General features: G+C 73.5%; 12 protein-coding genes. 8 read left to right on the forward strand and 4 right to left on the reverse strand.

Annotation, left to right across the window (positions count from 1 at the left end):
* The first annotated feature begins 41 nt into the window (after nt 1-41).
* The 3 genes from WMF31_RS25840 to WMF31_RS25850 all read left to right on the forward strand — a co-directional run bounded on the left by WMF31_RS25840 (nt 42) and on the right by WMF31_RS25850 (nt 2,966).
* A complete protein-coding gene (locus WMF31_RS25840) occupies nt 42-1,211 on the forward strand; it encodes an IMP dehydrogenase (RefSeq protein ID WP_436604497.1) in 1,170 nt (389 codons plus the stop codon).
* A gap of 149 nt (nt 1,212-1,360) precedes the next feature.
* The gene (locus WMF31_RS25845) at nt 1,361-1,708 is read left to right on the forward strand and encodes an SCP2 sterol-binding domain-containing protein (protein WP_129346990.1); all 348 of its coding nucleotides are present in this window, start codon (nt 1,361-1,363) and stop codon (nt 1,706-1,708) included.
* A gap of 73 nt (nt 1,709-1,781) precedes the next feature.
* The gene (locus WMF31_RS25850) at nt 1,782-2,966 is read left to right on the forward strand and encodes a CaiB/BaiF CoA transferase family protein (protein ID WP_436604498.1); all 1,185 of its coding nucleotides are present in this window, start codon (nt 1,782-1,784) and stop codon (nt 2,964-2,966) included.
* 97 nt (nt 2,967-3,063) lie between these two features.
* On the opposite strand, the gene WMF31_RS25855 is transcribed toward WMF31_RS25850, so the two are convergent.
* On the reverse strand, nt 3,064-4,533 hold the full coding sequence (locus tag WMF31_RS25855) for a hypothetical protein (RefSeq protein ID WP_242516102.1): 1,470 nt from the start codon (nt 4,531-4,533) through the stop codon (nt 3,064-3,066).
* Between the two features lie 141 nt (nt 4,534-4,674).
* Between WMF31_RS25855 and WMF31_RS25860 the strand changes: the two genes are divergently transcribed.
* Together WMF31_RS25860 and WMF31_RS25865 are read left to right on the forward strand one after the other, a co-directional pair.
* The gene (locus WMF31_RS25860) at nt 4,675-7,515 is read left to right on the forward strand and encodes a protein kinase domain-containing protein (RefSeq protein WP_436604499.1); all 2,841 of its coding nucleotides are present in this window, start codon (nt 4,675-4,677) and stop codon (nt 7,513-7,515) included.
* A gap of 10 nt (nt 7,516-7,525) precedes the next feature.
* Nucleotides 7,526-8,605 (forward strand): hypothetical protein, encoded by a 1,080-nt coding sequence (locus WMF31_RS25865; RefSeq protein ID WP_129346987.1) that lies wholly within the window; start codon nt 7,526-7,528, stop codon nt 8,603-8,605.
* Between the two features lie 16 nt (nt 8,606-8,621).
* On the opposite strand, the gene WMF31_RS25870 is transcribed toward WMF31_RS25865, so the two are convergent.
* Nucleotides 8,622-9,437: a uracil phosphoribosyltransferase gene (locus WMF31_RS25870; protein ID WP_129346986.1), complete on the reverse strand. Its 816-nt coding sequence runs from the start codon at nt 9,435-9,437 to the stop codon at nt 8,622-8,624.
* 239 nt (nt 9,438-9,676) lie between these two features.
* Here WMF31_RS25870 and WMF31_RS25875 point away from each other — a divergent pair, with 239 nt between their 5' ends.
* Both WMF31_RS25875 and WMF31_RS25880 read left to right on the forward strand, forming a co-directional pair.
* A complete protein-coding gene (locus tag WMF31_RS25875) occupies nt 9,677-10,168 on the forward strand; it encodes an SMI1/KNR4 family protein (RefSeq protein ID WP_436604500.1) in 492 nt (163 codons plus the stop codon).
* Nucleotides 10,169-10,225: 57 nt separating this feature from the next.
* Nucleotides 10,226-12,148: a protein kinase domain-containing protein gene (locus tag WMF31_RS25880; RefSeq protein WP_436604501.1), complete on the forward strand. Its 1,923-nt coding sequence runs from the start codon at nt 10,226-10,228 to the stop codon at nt 12,146-12,148.
* A 161-nt stretch (nt 12,149-12,309) separates the two neighbouring features.
* Here WMF31_RS25880 and WMF31_RS25885 read toward each other — a convergent pair whose 3' ends face one another.
* Nucleotides 12,310-13,302, reverse strand: coding sequence for a hypothetical protein (locus WMF31_RS25885; RefSeq protein ID WP_436604502.1), 993 nt, complete (start codon nt 13,300-13,302; stop codon nt 12,310-12,312).
* A 135-nt stretch (nt 13,303-13,437) separates the two neighbouring features.
* Between WMF31_RS25885 and hisD the strand changes: the two genes are divergently transcribed.
* Nucleotides 13,438-14,823: a histidinol dehydrogenase gene (hisD, locus tag WMF31_RS25890; RefSeq protein ID WP_436604503.1), complete on the forward strand. Its 1,386-nt coding sequence runs from the start codon at nt 13,438-13,440 to the stop codon at nt 14,821-14,823.
* A 227-nt stretch (nt 14,824-15,050) separates the two neighbouring features.
* On the opposite strand, the gene WMF31_RS25895 is transcribed toward hisD, so the two are convergent.
* Complete coding sequence (locus tag WMF31_RS25895) at nt 15,051-15,980, reverse strand: DUF4388 domain-containing protein (RefSeq protein ID WP_129346982.1); 930 nt, start codon at nt 15,978-15,980, stop codon at nt 15,051-15,053.
* Between the last annotated feature and the right edge of the window lie 319 nt (nt 15,981-16,299).

The raw sequence follows: 16,299 nt of genomic DNA on the forward strand, positions 1-16,299 counted from the left end.
TGCTATCCTGCACGCGGACTCTCGGCTGGGGTGGAGGTGCGATGGGACGCGAGGCGAAGGGCCAGAAGGACCCTCTTGAGGCCGTCGCCACGCTCCCACCGCTCGAGGCTCGCGCGCACGAGCCGCCACCAGCCTCAGGCTGGCAGGCCGCGCAGCGCCCCGACGAGAGCACGGGCGACACGGTCGCCGCGCCTCCTCCAGGGACGGGAGCGACGCGGTGGTTCGACACGGTCGCTCCCGGCATGCCGCAGACGGACGGCGCGGCGTCTCGCTGGCGCTGGTCGCTCCCGCTGCTCGTGGTCGCGCTCGTGCTGGCCGCGACCGCGCGCGGCGTGCTGCTCCGCGCGATCGTCCCGGCCGCCCTCGCCGCGCTGGCGGTGGCGCTCGCCGCGCGCGGCCGGCGGAGGCCGCGCTCGCCCGCCGCGCAGGCGAGCCGGCGCGGGTTGAGCCTCGATGGCGATCGGCTGCTCCTTCACGGCGAGGACGGCGTGGCGCCTCACGCGCTGCTCACGACGGGCGAACGGTTCGGCGTGACGCTCCTCGCGACCCCTCGCCGCGATCATCTCGTTGCGCTGCTCAGCTCGAGCGCGGGGATGTCCTGCGTCGGCGCGAGCTTCGACGGACCGTCCCGCCGCGCCTTCGCCGCGCTGCTTGACCGCGCGTCCGTCGTGAGCTCCGACGAGGTCGGGCTCGAGGCGATCGGCCCGGACGGCGAGCCGATCGCGCTCAGCCCGGCGGCGCTCGCCGCGCTCCTCGACGAGCTCACGCTCCGCTCGCCCGGGTGCCTCGAGCGCTTCGTCCTGACCGACGCGCGCGGCGCGATGCTCAGCATGGACAGCCGAGAGCTCCGCGCCGGCGGCCGCGTCTTCGATCTGACGGCGCCGCTCGAGTGGCGCGCGTTCGTGTTCCAGGAGGCGCTCGGACAGGCGATCGCCGTCTACCAGGGGACGTGGATACGTCAGGACACGAGCGAGCTCGTCCTCGTCTGTCTGCTGCCCGCGATGACGCCGGCGCCCGACGGATCGAGCGCGGCGCTCGGCCCGCTCGATCGCGGCGCGCTCCGCGATCTCCGGTTGATGCAGGGCACGCCGGAGGGCCCGCCGCCCGCCGAGCAGCGCGTCGCGATCGATCGCCTGCTCATGGTCCCCATCCGATCCGCGCTGGACAGGGCGCCCCGCCCCGCCGCGCAGGCGCCGCGCGCACGCGCGTGAGGGCGCGCGCGTGAGGGCCCTGCGGATGGAGCGCGCCGGCGCTCCGGCGTCGGGCTTCGCTTGACGCGCGCGTTCAGGCGCGGGTAAACCGCGCCAAGCGCTCAGACGATTCAAGTCGCTGCGTCCCCTACGACATCCGGAGGCGATCCATGGCCGTCGATATCCAGAAGCTGTTCAACGAGGAGCTCCCTGCCGCCCTGGCGAAGAACCCCGACGCGGCCAAGCAGATCGGCGCGAAGTACCAGCTCAACGTGACGGGCGAAGGCGGCGGTGAGTGGTTCCTCGACCTGACCGACGCGGGCCCCAAGGCCGAAGCAGGCAACCCGGGCAGCGCGGATGTCACCATCACCGTCAGCAGCGAGGACTTCCAGAAGCTGTACGAGAACCCGCAGGCCAACTCGATGCAGCTCTTCTTCGCGGGCAAGCTGAAGGTCACGGGCAACCAGATGCTCGCGATGAAGCTCCCGAAGCTGTTCCAGCTCCAGGGCGCGGGCTGACCCAGCTCCCGGCGGATCTCCGCCGGGCCCCCTTCGACGCGCGCGCCCCTGCGCGACGGCCATCGACGTCGTCATGCGCCCGCTCACCGACACGCGCATCCTCGATCTCTCGCGGCTCCTCCCCGGCCCGTTCGCGACGCTCGTGCTCGCGGATCTGGGGGCGACCGTGGACAAGCTCGAGGACGTGGGCGGCGGCGACCTCCTGCGCCACATGCCGCCCCAGCTCGCCGGCGAGTCGGCCGCGTTCCAGCTGCTGAACCGCGGGAAGCGGAGCGTCCTGCTCGACCTGAAGCGGCCCGAGGGGCGCGACGCCTTCCGCCGGCTCGTCGCGACGTACGACGTGCTCCTCGATCCGTTCCGCCCGGGGGTGCTCGATCGGCTCGGGCTCGGCCACGACGCGCTGCGCGCGGACAACCCGCGGCTCATCGTGTGCGCGCTGACCGGCTACGGCCAGACGGGCCCCCTCGCCGCGCGCGCGGGCCATGACCTGAACTACGTCGCGCGCGCGGGGGTCCTCGGCGCGCAGGGGCCGCCGGAGGGGCCGCCGCAGGTGCCCGGCTCCCAGGTCGCCGACGTGAGCGGCGGGATGTGGTGCGCCATCGCGGTGCTGGCGGCGCTGCGGGAGCGGGAGCGGACAGGCCGGGGCGCGGTGCTCGACATCGCCATGACCGACGGCGTGCTCGGCTTCGCCCTCCCGACGCTCGCCGCGGCGCTCGCGGGCGGCGCGTCGCCTGCTGGCGCGCCCGCGCGCGCGGGCGAAGAGCTGCTCACCGGCGGGGTCGCGCCGTACAACGTCTACCTGTCGAAGGACGGGCACGCGATGGCGCTCGCCGCGCTGGAGCCGAAGTTCTGGCGCTCGTTCTGCGAGGGCGCCGGCCTCGATCCGGAGGTGGACGCGCTCGTGCCCGGGCCGCACCAGGTCGAGCTCAAGGACAGGCTCGCGGCCGTCTTCCTGGAGAGGACGCGCGCCGAGTGGGAGGCGTTCGCCGCCGAGCGCGACTGCTGCCTCGAGCCGGTCATCGATCCATGGACCGCCGCGACCGATCCCCACCTCGCGTCGCGCGGGCTGCTGTTCGAGATCGCCTCGCCGCGCGGCCGCGTCCCGCAGCTCCGGACGCCCGTCACGCCGCGCGACGCCTCGTTCGCGCCGGCGCCTCGCGCCGGAGAGCACACGCGCGCCGTGCTCCGCGACGCCGGCTTCTCGGAGGACGAGGTCGATGCGCTGATCCGCGCCGGCGCGGCGCGCGAGGCGCGCTGAACGCCGACGCGGCGCGCGAGGCGCGCTGAACGCCGGCGCGGCGCGCGAGGCGCGCTGAACGCCGGCGCGGCGCGCGGAGCGCCGGCGTCCCCGGGCGTCAGATCTTCTTCAGCTCGTCGACGAACTCCCAGTCGGCGATGAGGTGCTTCTTGAGCAGCAGCGACAGGAGCGCCGCGAACATCGCCTCCCAGCGCACGTTGTTGCCGAGGATCTCGCTCGCGTCGGCGCCGTGGGAGACGGCGCGCAGCGCGGAGACGAGATCGCGCGCGGTTAGGCCTGGATCGTCCGTGGTGGCCGGCGGAGGCGGCTCGGACTGGGCAGCCCGGGTGGAGGCTGGCCCCTGGCGCTGCTGCGACTTGGTCCCGCGCGCAGGCAACGTGATGGTCGTGCCGTCGAGGAGCGTGAGCGAGACCATCCGCCGGCGACCGCGGCCCTGCGGCGCGGGGATGTTGCGCACCTCGCGCTCGCTCGGGGGCTCATCGCCGAGCTCGGGGACGCTCTCCGGCGCGCTGCGCGCTGCAGCGGCGGGGCGCCCGAGCACGGCCCCGAGGAGCGCCGCAGCCGGCGTGCTCGGCGCCGCGCCCGCCTCCACCCCCGACGCACCTTCGCCCGCGGGCCCCGGCGCGGCGCTGGGGCGCAGCGTCTTCCGGCGCTCCGACGGAGCCGCCTGCGCGGCCTGCGCCGCCTGCGCGGCCTGCGCCGCCGCGAGCAGCTCCGGCGACGGCGCGACCTTCAGCGTCGGCCGCGAGCGCTCGTCGGGACGGCCGCGGATCTGCCGCTCTTCCGGTCGGCTGTGGAATTCCGGCTCCGGCCGCGGGGTCGGCTGCGACGCTTCCCACCCGTCGATCTCGTTCTGGACGACCGCCACCTCGGCCTCGTCGACCTCGGAGGTCTCGATCGCGGGGACCGTGTCCTCGACGGACCGAGACCCGGACCGGTGGGAAGGCCTCGTCAGCAGCAGCGGCTCCGGCGTCGACGAGACCTCCTCCGAGGGCCTGGCGGTCCTCGGGGCGGCGGTGAGCTCGGAGGAAGGCGGCGGGTCGGCCGGGCGCGCCCGCGACGCCGGCTCGTTCGCCTGCCCCCGCGGCGCGGCCGCGGGCGGCGGCACCGAGCGCGCCCGCGCCCCGTAGTAGACCCGGATCGCGTTCCGGATGTCGCTCGGCGGGGCGATCATCGCGCGGACGGGCAGGCCGGAGAACGCCATGCACTCCTTCATTCCGTCCTCGTTCGTCGGATCGTCCATCGCCACGTAGAGCGTCTCGCCCTGGTTGCGGACGTGGCGCACGTAGATCGGGACGAGGCAGTACCGCTCGGCGACATCGTGCGGGACGAGGTTGAGCAGCTGCCGCGAGAACTCGATGTGCAGCAACGACACCCAGGGGACGGCGAGCTGGTGCGACAGGATCTGCGTCAGCTGGGTCTCGTTGATCAGACCTTGCTCGACAAGGAGCGTGCCCAACCGCCGGCCGTCCGTGCGCTGCAGCTCCAGGGTTCTCTCGAGGGCCTCCTGGGTGATCATCCGCGCGTCGACCAGGAGCTGACCGAGACGTAGGCGAGGCGTAACCATCGCGCCCGAGGTTACCCCAAGAAGGATCCAGGTCCTAACAGACGGCTGGACGAGCCCTCCCGCCCCCCTCTTCGCCGCGCCTCCCGGCCCGAGGGAGACCTCGCCTCCAATCGCTATCCCGAACGTGGTAAGGTCCCGCGCGTGTCCACAGTGGTCTGCCCGCAATGCGCGAATCCGTGCGAGCAGGCGCACAAATTTTGCCCGGTCTGCGGGTTCCCGATCTCGGAGCTCAGCCGCACGTCGGACGACCCCCTGATCGGAACGACGCTGCCCGGCAACTACGTGATCCTCGAGCTCGTCGGGGTGGGCGGGATGGGGCGCGTCTACAGGGCCGAGCAGAAGGCCCTGGGGCGCACGGTGGCGGTCAAGATCATCCACCCCCACCTGCTCGGGGACGAGAGCGCGTCCGTCCGGTTCATCACCGAGGCCCGCGCCGCGAGCCGCCTCAACCACCCGAACTCGGTCGGCGTCATCGACTTCGGCAAGAACGGGGGGCAGCTCTACCTCGTCATGGAGTTCCTGCGCGGGCGCGATCTCGCCCGCGTCGTCTACGAGGACGGCCCGCTCCCCTTCCGGCGCATCGTCGACATCCTCTGCCAGGTGCTCGCGGCGCTCGCCGAGGCACACCACCTCGGCATCATCCACCGCGATCTCAAGCCCGAGAACGTCGTGCTCGAGCCGATGCGCTCGGGCGGCGACTTCGTGAAGGTGGTCGACTTCGGCCTCGCCAAGATGAAGGCGGAGGTCGCGACGCCGAGCATCACGAGCCCCGGCATCGTGTGCGGGACGCCCGACTACATGGCCCCGGAGCAGGGGCGCGGCGACCCGATCGACGCGCGGAGCGATCTGTACGCGTGCGGCGTCATCCTCTTCCAGCTCCTGACCGGCCGGCTCCCCTTCGAGGCGGAGTCGCCGACGCAGGTCGTGCTGATGCACCTCTCGTTGCCGCCGCCCGATCCGGCGATGATCGCGCCCGAGCGCGAGATCCCCGACGCGCTCGTCGAGGTCACCCTGCGCGCGCTCGAGAAGGACGCGGCGCGGCGCTACCAGTCCGCGGACGAGTTCGCGGCCGCCCTGCGCGCGTCCATCGGGACGTTCGACACGCCGTCGGGTCGCTTCTCGTTCGCCGACGCGACCGTCATCTGCGGCGCGTGCCGCGCCATCGTGCCGCGCGGCCAGAAATTCTGCGGCGAGTGCGGCGCCAGGATCGCGCAGGCGCACTCGCCCGCGCCGACGCGCGCGGCGCCCGCCGCGGCGCGGCGCGATCGCGCGTCGTCGAGCCCGCCGCTCCCGCTCCCGTTCGCGGCGCGCGAGGAGGATCTCGCGTGGCTCGACGCCTGCCTGGCCGACGTGCAGGGCTCGGTCGTCGCCGCGCGCGTCGTCGGCGAGCACGGCGTCGGCAAGACCCGCCTGCTCCGCGAGTTCCTCGACGCCGCGGCGAGGCGCGGCGACGTCGTGATCCAGACCGGCCCGGATCCGTGGGGCGCCGAGGTCGGCTACTACGCGCTCCGCTGGGCGATCGCCGGGCTCGCGGAGCTCCCGTCCGACGGCGGCAACGCGTCGCACTGGAGCGGCGCGACGCCGGAGGCGCGCCGCGGGCTGCTCGAGATCTTCGGCAAGGGCGATCGCGGCAGCGACATGCGCCGCCACGTCTGGAGCAAGCCGGCGGCGGGGAGCCTGTCCCCCGACGATCGCCGCTTCATCGCCGCGGAGGCGCTGCGCTGGGCGCTCTCTCGCGCGCACCAGGCCGCCTACCCGCACCGCGTCCTGCTCGCCATCGACGATCTGCACGCCGTCGACGGCGCGAGCCGGAACGCCTTCGCCGACGTGATCGCGGAGCCGCCGCTCGCGGCGCTGCTCATCCTCGCGAGCCACACGCCGGGCTTCGAGCCTGAGTGGGGCGGGGTCGCGCGCACGCTCCTCGGGCTGCCGAAGGACATCGCGCTCTCGCTGCTCCGGAGCAGCAGCGCGAGCCTGGACCACCGCGCCGCCCGCAAGAGCCCCTCGGGCCCGGGGGCGGGCGCGCGGACCTCGCCGCGGCGCGATCTCGCCGAGGGCGGCGCCGAGCCCGTCGTGCTGGGGCTGCCGCCGGACGCGGCGATCGCGAACGGCGTGGGCGACGGGGCCGCCGTGGTGCCGCCGCTCTACCTCGACCAGCTCGTCCGTTACACCCTGGAGGGGGGCAGCGATCCGCCCGCGCGGATGGCGGATCTCGTCGCCGCGCGCATCGAGCGGCTGCCGCAGGACGCGCGCCGCACGCTGCAGGCGCTCGCCGTCATCGGCGACGCCGCGGACAGGTCCACGCTGCAGCGCCTGCTCCCGGACATCCGCGCCTTCGACGAGCTGCTCGGCAAGCTCGTGGTCGCGGGCATGATCGAGGAGCACGCGAGCGGGATCCGCACGACGCACCCGCTCCTCCGCGACGTGACGCTCGCGACGATCCCGGCCGGCGTGCGGCGCGATCTGCACGCCAAGGCGACGTTCGACAGCGCCGGCGATCCGCTCGCGCTGCCGCTCGAGGTGCAGGCGATCCACGCCTACCACGCGCAGAACGCCTTCGTCGCGCTGATGCTCCTCGAGCAGGCGGCCGACCGCTCCGCGGCGCGCGGGGACGGCGCCGGCAGCGTGCTCGCCCTGCGCCGCGGCCTCGATCTCGCGCGGCGGGAGATCTTCCGGGGCGAGCTCGACGATCCGGTGCGCGCCGTGCTCATCTTCAGCCGGAAGCTCGGCGAGGCGCTCGCGCGCGCCGGCGATCTGACGGACGCCGACGGCGTGCTGCGCGAGGCGCTCGACCTCGCCGGCCCCGGGGGCCCCGATCGCGCGCTCGTCCTCGGCGCGCTGGCGTACGTGGCGCACCAGCGCGAGCGCACGGGCGAGGCGTCGATGTATCTCCGGGAGGCGCTCGACCTCGCCCGGCAGAGCGCCGACAACGACGTGGTGCAATCGCTCGACAAGATGCGGCGCGAGTGGATGTCGCGCTGAGCGAGAGACGGTGAACGGCGAGGAACGAGCGCAAGATCCCCGAGCTCCGGCGAAGGCCGCGGCCACGACGCCGCGCGTCCCCTTCATCGCGCGCTGGGACCTCGACAAGACCTACCTCAGGACGGATTTCGACACGCTGCGCGACCTCGTCCGGACGGCGATCGAGCGGCCGGATCAGAAGCGCACCGTGCCGGGCGCGGGCTCGCTCCTGCGCGAGCTCGGCCGCGCGGGCGTCGAGACCCACATCCTCTCGGGCAGCCCGGAGCAGCTCCGCTCCCGCATCGAGCAGAAGCTCAGGCTCGACGGCGCGCGCTGGGCGTCGCTCACGCTGAAGCCCAACCTGCAGAACCTGCTCCGGCTGCGCTTCCGGGCGCTGCGCGGCCAGCTCGGCTACAAGCTGCCCGCGCTGCTCCAGCGGCGCTGCGAGCTCCCGAGCCAGGTCGACGCGAGCGGCGCGCTGATCCGGGAGGTGCTCCTCGGGGACGACGCCGAGGCCGACGCGTTCGTCTACTCGCTGTACGCCGACGTCTGCGAGGGGAAGGTCACCCCGCGCGAGCTCGGCGAGGTGATGCGGCTCGGCCACGCCTACGAGGACACCATCGTCGATGCGACGCGGTTCGCGAGCTACGTCGAGAAGGGCCCGGTCGTCGAGCGGATCCTGATCCACCTCGATCGGCAGTCCTCCCCGTCGGATTTCCGGATCTTCGGCGACCGGGTGGTCCCCTTCTACAACTACCTGCAGGCGGCCTTCGTGCTCCACGGGGACGGCCGGATCTCCGCCCACGCCGTCCTCCGCGTCGCCCAGGATCTGGTCGTCGCGCACAACTTCGACAGCGTCGCGCTCGCGCGGAGCTACGTCGATCTGTCGCGCCGCGGGCACGTCTCCGGCAAGGGCATCGCCGCGCTCGAGGCCGCCTACGCCGAGCTCGCCCAGCAGAGGGCCCCCGGCGCGAGCGATCTCGGCGCGATGATCGCCGAGCTCACGCGGATCTCGGGCGATCTGCGCCCGGCGATGAGCCGGCCGCCGGCGGCCATCGATTACCGCGCGCTCGCCGCCGGCCACAACCGGCGCACGAAGCGCCGCCGCTGACGCGGCCCCGCTCCGCTCACACCCAGGCGTTGTTGAGGATCTCGCCGACGCCGCCGGCGCCCGGGACGATGTACTGGATGCTGTTCAGGCCGCGCTCCTCGTCCCAGTGCGTGCCCGGCTCGGTCTTGAGGACGCGCGGCGGCGAGAGGCCGCGATCGAGCCGGAGCGCGTAGATGACGACGTCCGGGTGGGCCGTCGTGACCCGGCGGAGGTACTCGGGCGTGACGATGAGGTGGATGGCGACGCACTTGGCCGGCCGCCCCTCGAGCGCGGTCTTGTAGTACGAGAGGGCGCTGACCATGGAGGTGCCGGTCGCGCCCATCGGATCGGGGAAGAGCACGAGGCGCCCCTCGACGTCGCGCCCGATCTTGGCGTCGTGCCACGTCGCGCCGACGACCTCTCCGTGCTCGTTCGTCTGCCGGCTCATGAACAGGTGGTCCTGCCGGACCAGCGCGGGGTCGAGGACCTCGTTGAGCAGCTCGTAGACGACCTGGGAGGGCATGGTCCCGGCGCGGGCGATGCCGACCGTGACCGCCCTGGTGGCGCGCGACAGCGCGGCGCCCCGGTAGACGGCCTCGGGGTGGGAGGAGATCATCCGCGTCGGGATGTCCACGCGCATGCGCCCCAGCTCGGCGGCGAGGACCGTGCGCGCCAGCATCTGGTAGAGGACCCGGACGAGGCGTCCGACGTCGGGCTGGACCGTCTCCGGGGAGCAGGCTCGAGCCAGCAGGGTCCATGCGAGCGGGTCATCGAGCAGATGCACCCCCGGGCCGTACCGGTGCGCGATTTCCGGGGGCCGGAATCGACTCTCAGCGTACGCGACGTCGACCATCGTTTTTCTGTTACACTACCTGGCCCGGCGCGGGGTATTCCTCCGGGCGCGCGCCGGTACTCTCCCCGGGAGCGAGACGGTTTCAAAGCGATGAGGGCGCCCGCCCCGGCGGCCGCCCGGTGGACTTGCAAAGGAAGGGACGTTCGGTGGATAGCGACCTTGCCGAGTCGGTTACGGCGCTCAAGGATGCCTTTGCCCGAAGAGGTATTCCTGCGAGGTTCGGAAAGGCGGCTCCAGCGGTGGTGGAAGAGCTGCGCAGGACGCTGCGGGTGCCCTCCAGGTACCGCGCTTTCCTGCAGGAGGCAGACCCGGTGGACGTCGAGACGGTGACTCCGGTCGAGCGCGTACGCCTCATTCCCTCCGACAGGCTCTTGGCCGAGCAGCAAGCGAACGGGGGCGACGGCCCTCTCGCGGGCTGGCGCAAGAGCTGGATCCTCATCGCTCGGAGCGCATTGCTCGGAGATCCTTACTTTCTCGACATCTCGAAGCTCGACGCCGAGGGGGACTGTCCCGTGTTCACTTGCATGACCGGGACCGACTCCCTCAAGCCGGAGCTCTGCGCATCGAGCTTCCAGCAGTTCCTCCGCATCCTCGCGACCTCGATGGAGGTCGCGTCCGGCTTCGGAGAGAGCGGCCTCGACGACGACGATGAGGCCATCTTCCGCGAGGCGCTCGCGCCGAAGATCAAGACGATCGACTCCGCGGCCCTCCGCGCGGGCCACTGGACGTGACGCGGCGCCTCCGGCGCGCTGCTCGAGGGGCGCGCCGCGGCTCCAGCTGACCGTGCCATGGCCAGGTGCCCGGCTTGCAGCGGAGAGAACCCTGACTCGGCCCGGTTCTGCGTGGCGTGCGGCGCTCCGCTCGCCGCGCGGGACGCGGGCGAGGCCGCGCAATCTCCCGCGTCGCCTGCGCCGGGCGGCCCGCGGGCGACCGTCCCTGGGCAGCCGCTGCTCGGGGCGCTGCTGCCCGAGGATCCGGCGCATCGAGGGAGCCCCCCGGGGCCCGGGGCCGGCGGCGCGCACGCGCCCGGGGCAGCGCCGGCCGTGATCCCGGCGCCGCTGGCGGGCTCGCTCCCGCGGCGCGCGCTGGGGGGTCACCTCCCGGCCGGGACGCTCGTCGACCAGAAGTACGTGATCGAGCGGGTGCTCGGCGAGGGCGGCATGGGGGTGGTCTACCTCGCGCGGGACGTCCACACCGGGCTCCACGTCGTCCTCAAGGCGGTGCGGCAGGAGCTCGCGCACCGGTCCGACGTGCGCGCGCGCACGCTCGCCGAGGGGCGCGCGCTGGCGCAGATCGATCATCCGAACGTCGTCCACCTGAAGGCGGTGGTCGCGGAGCGCGACGAGCTCTGGCTCGTCATGCAGTACATCGACGGGGAGAGCCTGGAGCAGCGGCTCACCCGGTACGCCGAGGAGCGGCGGCCGATGCCGGTGCCCGAGGCGCTCTCGCTCTTCCGGCAGATCGCCTCCGGCATCGCCGCCGCGCACCGCGAGGGGGTGATCCACCGCGACCTCAAGCCGGCGAACGTGCTCATCCGCGGCAAGGATGGCGTCGCGAAGGTCACCGACTTCGGCATCGCCAAGGCCGAGGCGGACGCGCTCGCCGGGCGCGGGCTGACGAAGGGGATCATCGGCTCGCTGGACTACATGTCGCCGGAGCAGGTCCTCGGGCGCCGCGACCTCGACAAGCGGGTGGACATCTACGCGCTCGGCATCGTCCTCTACGAGATGCTGGTCGGGCAGGTGCCGTTCGACGCCGCGAGCGACATCGAGATCATGCGCCTGCACGCGGAGGCGCCGCTCCCCAGGGTCGGCGCGGCGCGGCGCGACGTCTCCCCGGAGCTCGACGCCCTGCTCCAGAGGGCGTGCGCGAAGGACAGGGCGGACCGCTTCGGCAGCTGCGAGGAGCTGCTCGCGGCGCTCGACGCCATCGCGCGCCCTGCGTCGACCGCGATCTCGGCCGCGCCGCTCGCCGCCTCGAGCCGCCCGCCGCCGCCCGCGGCCACGACCGTCGACGCGGCCCACCTCGCAGCGCCGTCGCCGCCGGGCGCCGCGGGGGCGAGCGCGCGCGCATCGCGCCCGTGGCTCGCGATCGGCGCCGGGGCCCTCGCGGTGGTCGGCGGGGCCGCCGCGGTGCTCGGGCTGGGCGTCCTCGGCGGGCAGCCCGACGTCGACGGCGAGGAGGAGGGCGGCGTGCGGCCGCCGCCCCCGGACGCGAGCGCGAGCGTCGCCGCCCCGGAGACGAGCGCGAAGGCGCCGCAGCCTTCGCCGCTCGCCGGGCTGGTCGGCCTGTGGATCGGCAACGGGCGCGAGCTCGAGGCCGTCCTCGCCGGCGAGGCGCTCGAATTCCGCGTCCGCCGCCCGGAGCAGTTCGCGCCGCAGGACTACGTGGAGGGCGAGGCCCGCTTCTCGCTCCGCGAGATCCCCGGCGAGACGGCGGTCTTCGCCGTGGAGGATCGGATCCGCTTCATCGCGCCCGGGGCGCGCCCGTTCGACCCGGCGCGCTCGCGCGGCACCTGCCAGGACGTCCGCAGCGCCGTGGAGGGTCGCCCCCTGCGCGCGAGCTTCGACGGCACCCGGCTGAGCGTCGAGTTCGCGAAGATCGAGCCCACCGCGCGCAACTTCGTGCTGGAGCGCAACAAGGTGGTCAGCTGCGTCGGCCTCAGCGCGCTCCCCGCCACGCGCGTCGTCAGCACGCTGTCGAGGCCGTGACGCGGCACGCCGTCCCCCCGCTCTGCCCCCCGGCACAGAGCGGCGGTCCCCCGCACAGGAGACGGGCCCAGATCGGCGTTTTCGGCGCGCAAGCGCACGAAAGGGCGCTGAGCACCAAAAACGTCGAGATGGGCCCGTATCCGAAGCGGGGGACCGTCGCTCTATAGGCCGCCGACCGCGGGGACCGGCTGGGGCTTGCCGGCGTGGACGATCGCGCACCGGACGGTGGTCGAGGACGTCGGCGCGCTCGCTCGCCCGCCCCCCTGGACGAGCGTGCTGAAGATGCTGCGCGCCGCCGCGTCGACCTCCGCGGCGCCGCGCGGCGGGACCGGGTTCCCGCTCGCGTCGAACACCGTCACGGCCTGCACGACGCCGCGGGCGATCTCGCCCTCGGGGAAGGACATCATCACCGTGATCCGGACGTACGCCGACGCCCCCTCGACGATCCCGAAGCTGTGCGGCTTCTTCGCGAACGCGCCGCAGAAGCCGCTCGTGCCCATGCCGCCGTTCGGCCCGTAGTTCGCGGACGCCCACTGCCCCACGTGGACCATGAGCCCGCTGTCGCCCGAGCCCTGCGCGTACTGCACGCACTGCGCGAGCGCGGGGTCCCAGATCGCGCCCGTCGGGCATTGCCCCACCTTCGCGCAAACCTGGCCGGTCCACACCTCGTCGCGCGCGCAGGTCTGCGCGCGCGGCACGCACGCGGCGGTCGGGCCGTCGACGATGAGCTCCTGGTCGGGCGGGCAGCCGAGCTTCTGCCCCGCGCCGACGGCGACGCCGATGTTGCTCGCCACCTGCTCGCGCGACACGCAGTAGCCCGTGCTCTGGTCGATCTCGTCGCCGGGCCGGCAGCGGTCGGCGACGCACCCGCCGCTCTCGTAGTGGCGACCCACGCCGCAGTAGGCGTTCGCCGCCTGGGGCGTGAGGCACTGCCCCGCGATCGGGATGTAGCCCTTCAAGCAGCGGCAGCGGTTCTGGGTGGTGTCGAAGGCCGCGCCGTCGCTGCACGACGAGATGGAGCAGCGGCAGCTGCTGCCCTGGCAGATCTTGAGGAAGCAGGAGTTCTCGGGGCACCCCACGAGGACCGCGGGCGCGAGCGCGACCAGCGCGAGCGCGAGCGCGGAGGAGGCGAGGCCGAACGAGCCGGTCCGCATGGGGCGACCCTACTCCATCGGCCGGTGGCCGGGAAACTCGCGGAGCGCGCGGCCGGCGTACCACCGGCCGGGGCGCTGTGGTACGGGGTGTCGCGGTCCGCGCGGATCTCCGCCGCGGCGGTCCAACGCCAAGCCATGCTGCCCATCCACATCGAAGGTACGCCCGAGTTCGAGTCCACCCTGTCTGCCCTGCGCATCCGCGGCACGGGCGATCTCGCGAACGTCACGCCGGCGGTGACCGAGATCATCAACAACGTACGGCGCGCGGGCACGTCCGCCGTGCTCGGTTACATCGAGGCGTTCGAGCGGAGGACGCCGAAGGCGCTCGTCCGCCACGCCGGCCCCGAGGCGGAGGGCGGCTTCGGCGGGGCCGAGGCGCTCGAGCGGCTCGCGCCGGAGATCCGCGCGGCGCTCGAGACCGCGGCCGCGAGGATCGCGCGGTACCACGAGCGGCAGCGCGACGCGGGCGATCTCGGGGCGGCGGACGTGGCGCCGGGCGGGCCCGCGCTGCAGGCCGGCTTCAGCTACGAGGAGGACGGCGTCCTCCTGGGCATGCGCGTGCGCCCCCTGCGCCGCGTGGGCGTCTACGCGCCGGGCGGCAAGGCGCGCTACCCGTCGAGCGTGCTGATGTCGGCCATCCCGGCGCGCATCGCCGGCGTGCGCGAGATCGTCCTCGCGAGCCCCTCGCCCGACGACGTCACCCTCGCCGCGGCGCACCTCTCCGGCGTGACGACGCTGCTCGACTCGGGCGGCGCGCACGCCATCGCGGCCATGGCCTACGGGCTCCCGGAGCTCGCGCCGGTCGACAAGATCGTGGGGCCGGGCAACGCCTACGTCGCCTGCGCGAAGCGGCTCGTCTTCGGCGATGTGTCGATCGACGGCATCACGGGGCCGAGCGAGATCCTCGCGATCGCCGACGACGCCGCGGATCCGCGGCTCGTCGCGGCCGACATGCTCTCGCAGGCCGAGCACGGCGAGGACTCCTACGCGCTGCTCGTGACGACGTCGGCCAGGCTGGCGGAGGCGGTCGCGCGCGAGCTCGACGCCGCGCTGCCCGAGCTCACGCGCCGCGGCATCGTGGAGTCCTCGCTCTCGACGCACGCGGCGGCCCTGGTCGTCGGCTCGCGCGCGCGCCTCGCCGAGGTCGCCGATCAGCTCGCGGTCGAGCACGTGGCCTTCCACGTCAACGACGCCGAGGCGCTGCTCGCCGAGATCGGCACGCTGGGCGCGGCGCTGCTCGGCAGGCTCACCCCGGTCGCCGCGGGCGACTACTTCGCGGGGCCCTCGCACGTGCTCCCGACCGGCGGCTCGGCCCGCTTCGGCTCGCCGCTCGGGATCTACGACTTCGTGACCCGCGCGAGCGTCATCCGCTACAGCGACGCGGCGCTGCGGGCGCAGGGGCCGGCCATCGAGAAGCTCGCGCTCGCGGAGGGCTTGCAGGCCCACGCCCGCGCCGTGACGCTGCGCCTCTCGAGCCTCGCGCTCGCTCCGGCGGCGAAGCGCGACCCGTCGAGATCCTGACAGCCCACGCCGTCCGGTAAGCGCGCCGCGCTCGGCCTGCGAGCGCGGCGCCTTACCCCTGCGCGCGCCGGACGGCCAGCAGCGCCGGCCTCGCGCGCGGCGCCTCACCCCTGCGCGCGCCGGACGTCCAGCAGCGCCGGCCTCCCTCGCGGCGAACGCCGGAGCGCGCGCCGAGGCTGCGCGACGCATCGCGCAGCCTCACGTCGCCTCGCCGCCTCGACCCGGGATCACTCCGCGCGCAGATAGCCCGCGTGGAGCAGCTTCAGCACAGACTGCGCGGTCTCGAGATCCGTCGCGGGGCTCTTGTTGAGGACCATCGCGAGGTGCCCGTGGTTGTACGCGATCTGGAGGACGTCCAGGTCCACCGGCGTGAGATCGCGGAGCAACGGCTTGAGCGGCTGGGGGATGACGAGCCGCGCCGACAGATCCGGGAGCTGGTGACGGATGTTGTTCAGCTCGTCGATCTGCCGGAGGCCCTCCATGAGGAGCTCCTGCACCGTCGCGCTGATCTCGCCGGTCATGACCCGCTCCTCCGCCGGCTCCAGATCGAACGTCCCGCCGACCCACGTGAGGATGCGGTAGACGCTCTTGAGCGGCGGGACGTCGGTGAGATCGTTGATGGTCGCGAAGGTCACGATGCCCTTGCGCAGATAGATCTTGCCGACGTCGTCGTCCGAGCGGACGACGAGGACCCCGCTCTTCTTCGATGTGCCGAAGAGCTGAAGCAGATCAGGGAGCGGGATCTCGTCGATCGACCCGGACATCGACCGGGTCTGACCGCTCCGCAGCGAGGGCTCATCCATCCGACGGCGCGCCGGGGGCGCACCGGGGTCGGTGGAGACGACCTTGAGGATGCTGGTGCCAATGAGCACCCGATCGCCCTCCTTCAAGGTCGTCTTCTTGATCTTCTCGCCGTTGACGAACGTGCCGTTCGTCGAGCCGAGATCCTCGATCACGATCTGCTGATCGGTGCAGGCAATCCGGGCATGGCGCCGGGAGACCATGTCCTCGACGAGGACCATGTCGAGGTCGCTGGAGCGACCGACAACGATCTCCTGCTGCTCCCCGAGGGGAAATTCGCCGCCTTGGTACTTCCCGGAGATGAAGCGCAACGCTAGTTGCCGCGTCGCCGACACCTTGGGAGCGTGGTTGTCCATCGCAGGGAGTAAAAACCTTCGTTGCGCTACGCGAGCGCCAGCAGGGGGCAAAGTCTAGTTTCACGGAGCAAAGATGGTCAAGCGATCCGGTCCGTTCTTTCGCACGAGCCGGCCCGGCTCCCTCGACGCAGCGCGCCGCGCATCGCTCTCCATTCCTACCCGAAAAGCGCCCCGAACCGCTCCGGAATCGACCGCAAATGCGCAGAATCCTCGGAGAAGGGTCCCGCCGGCCCTGCCGGGGCGGCGCTCGCCCGGGCCTCCCGGGGGACCGCCGGGCGCCTCCGACGAGGGCGTTCGCGCGCCCTCTGCGCATTGCCCT

Origin of the sequence: Sorangium sp. So ce1036, from assembly GCF_051369805.1 — a bacterium.
GTDB lineage: Bacteria > Myxococcota_A > Polyangia > Polyangiales > Polyangiaceae > Sorangium > Sorangium cellulosum_F.

Bases quoted from the DNA above. Each gene is read 5' to 3' on its own strand.
- WMF31_RS25840 (WP_436604497.1), top strand. From the start codon at position 42: ATGGGACGCGAGGCGAAGGGCCAGAAGGACCCTCTTGAGGCCGTCGCC.
- WMF31_RS25845 (WP_129346990.1), top strand. From the start codon at position 1,361: ATGGCCGTCGATATCCAGAAGCTGTTCAACGAGGAGCTCCCTGCCGCC.
- WMF31_RS25850 (WP_436604498.1), top strand. From the start codon at position 1,782: ATGCGCCCGCTCACCGACACGCGCATCCTCGATCTCTCGCGGCTCCTC.
- WMF31_RS25855 (WP_242516102.1), bottom strand. From the start codon at position 4,533: ATGGTTACGCCTCGCCTACGTCTCGGTCAGCTCCTGGTCGACGCGCGG.
- WMF31_RS25870 (WP_129346986.1), bottom strand. From the start codon at position 9,437: ATGGTCGACGTCGCGTACGCTGAGAGTCGATTCCGGCCCCCGGAAATC.
- WMF31_RS25880 (WP_436604501.1), top strand. From the start codon at position 10,226: ATGGCCAGGTGCCCGGCTTGCAGCGGAGAGAACCCTGACTCGGCCCGG.
- WMF31_RS25885 (WP_436604502.1), bottom strand. From the start codon at position 13,302: ATGCGGACCGGCTCGTTCGGCCTCGCCTCCTCCGCGCTCGCGCTCGCG.
- hisD (WP_436604503.1), top strand. From the start codon at position 13,438: ATGCTGCCCATCCACATCGAAGGTACGCCCGAGTTCGAGTCCACCCTG.
- WMF31_RS25895 (WP_129346982.1), bottom strand. From the start codon at position 15,980: ATGGACAACCACGCTCCCAAGGTGTCGGCGACGCGGCAACTAGCGTTG.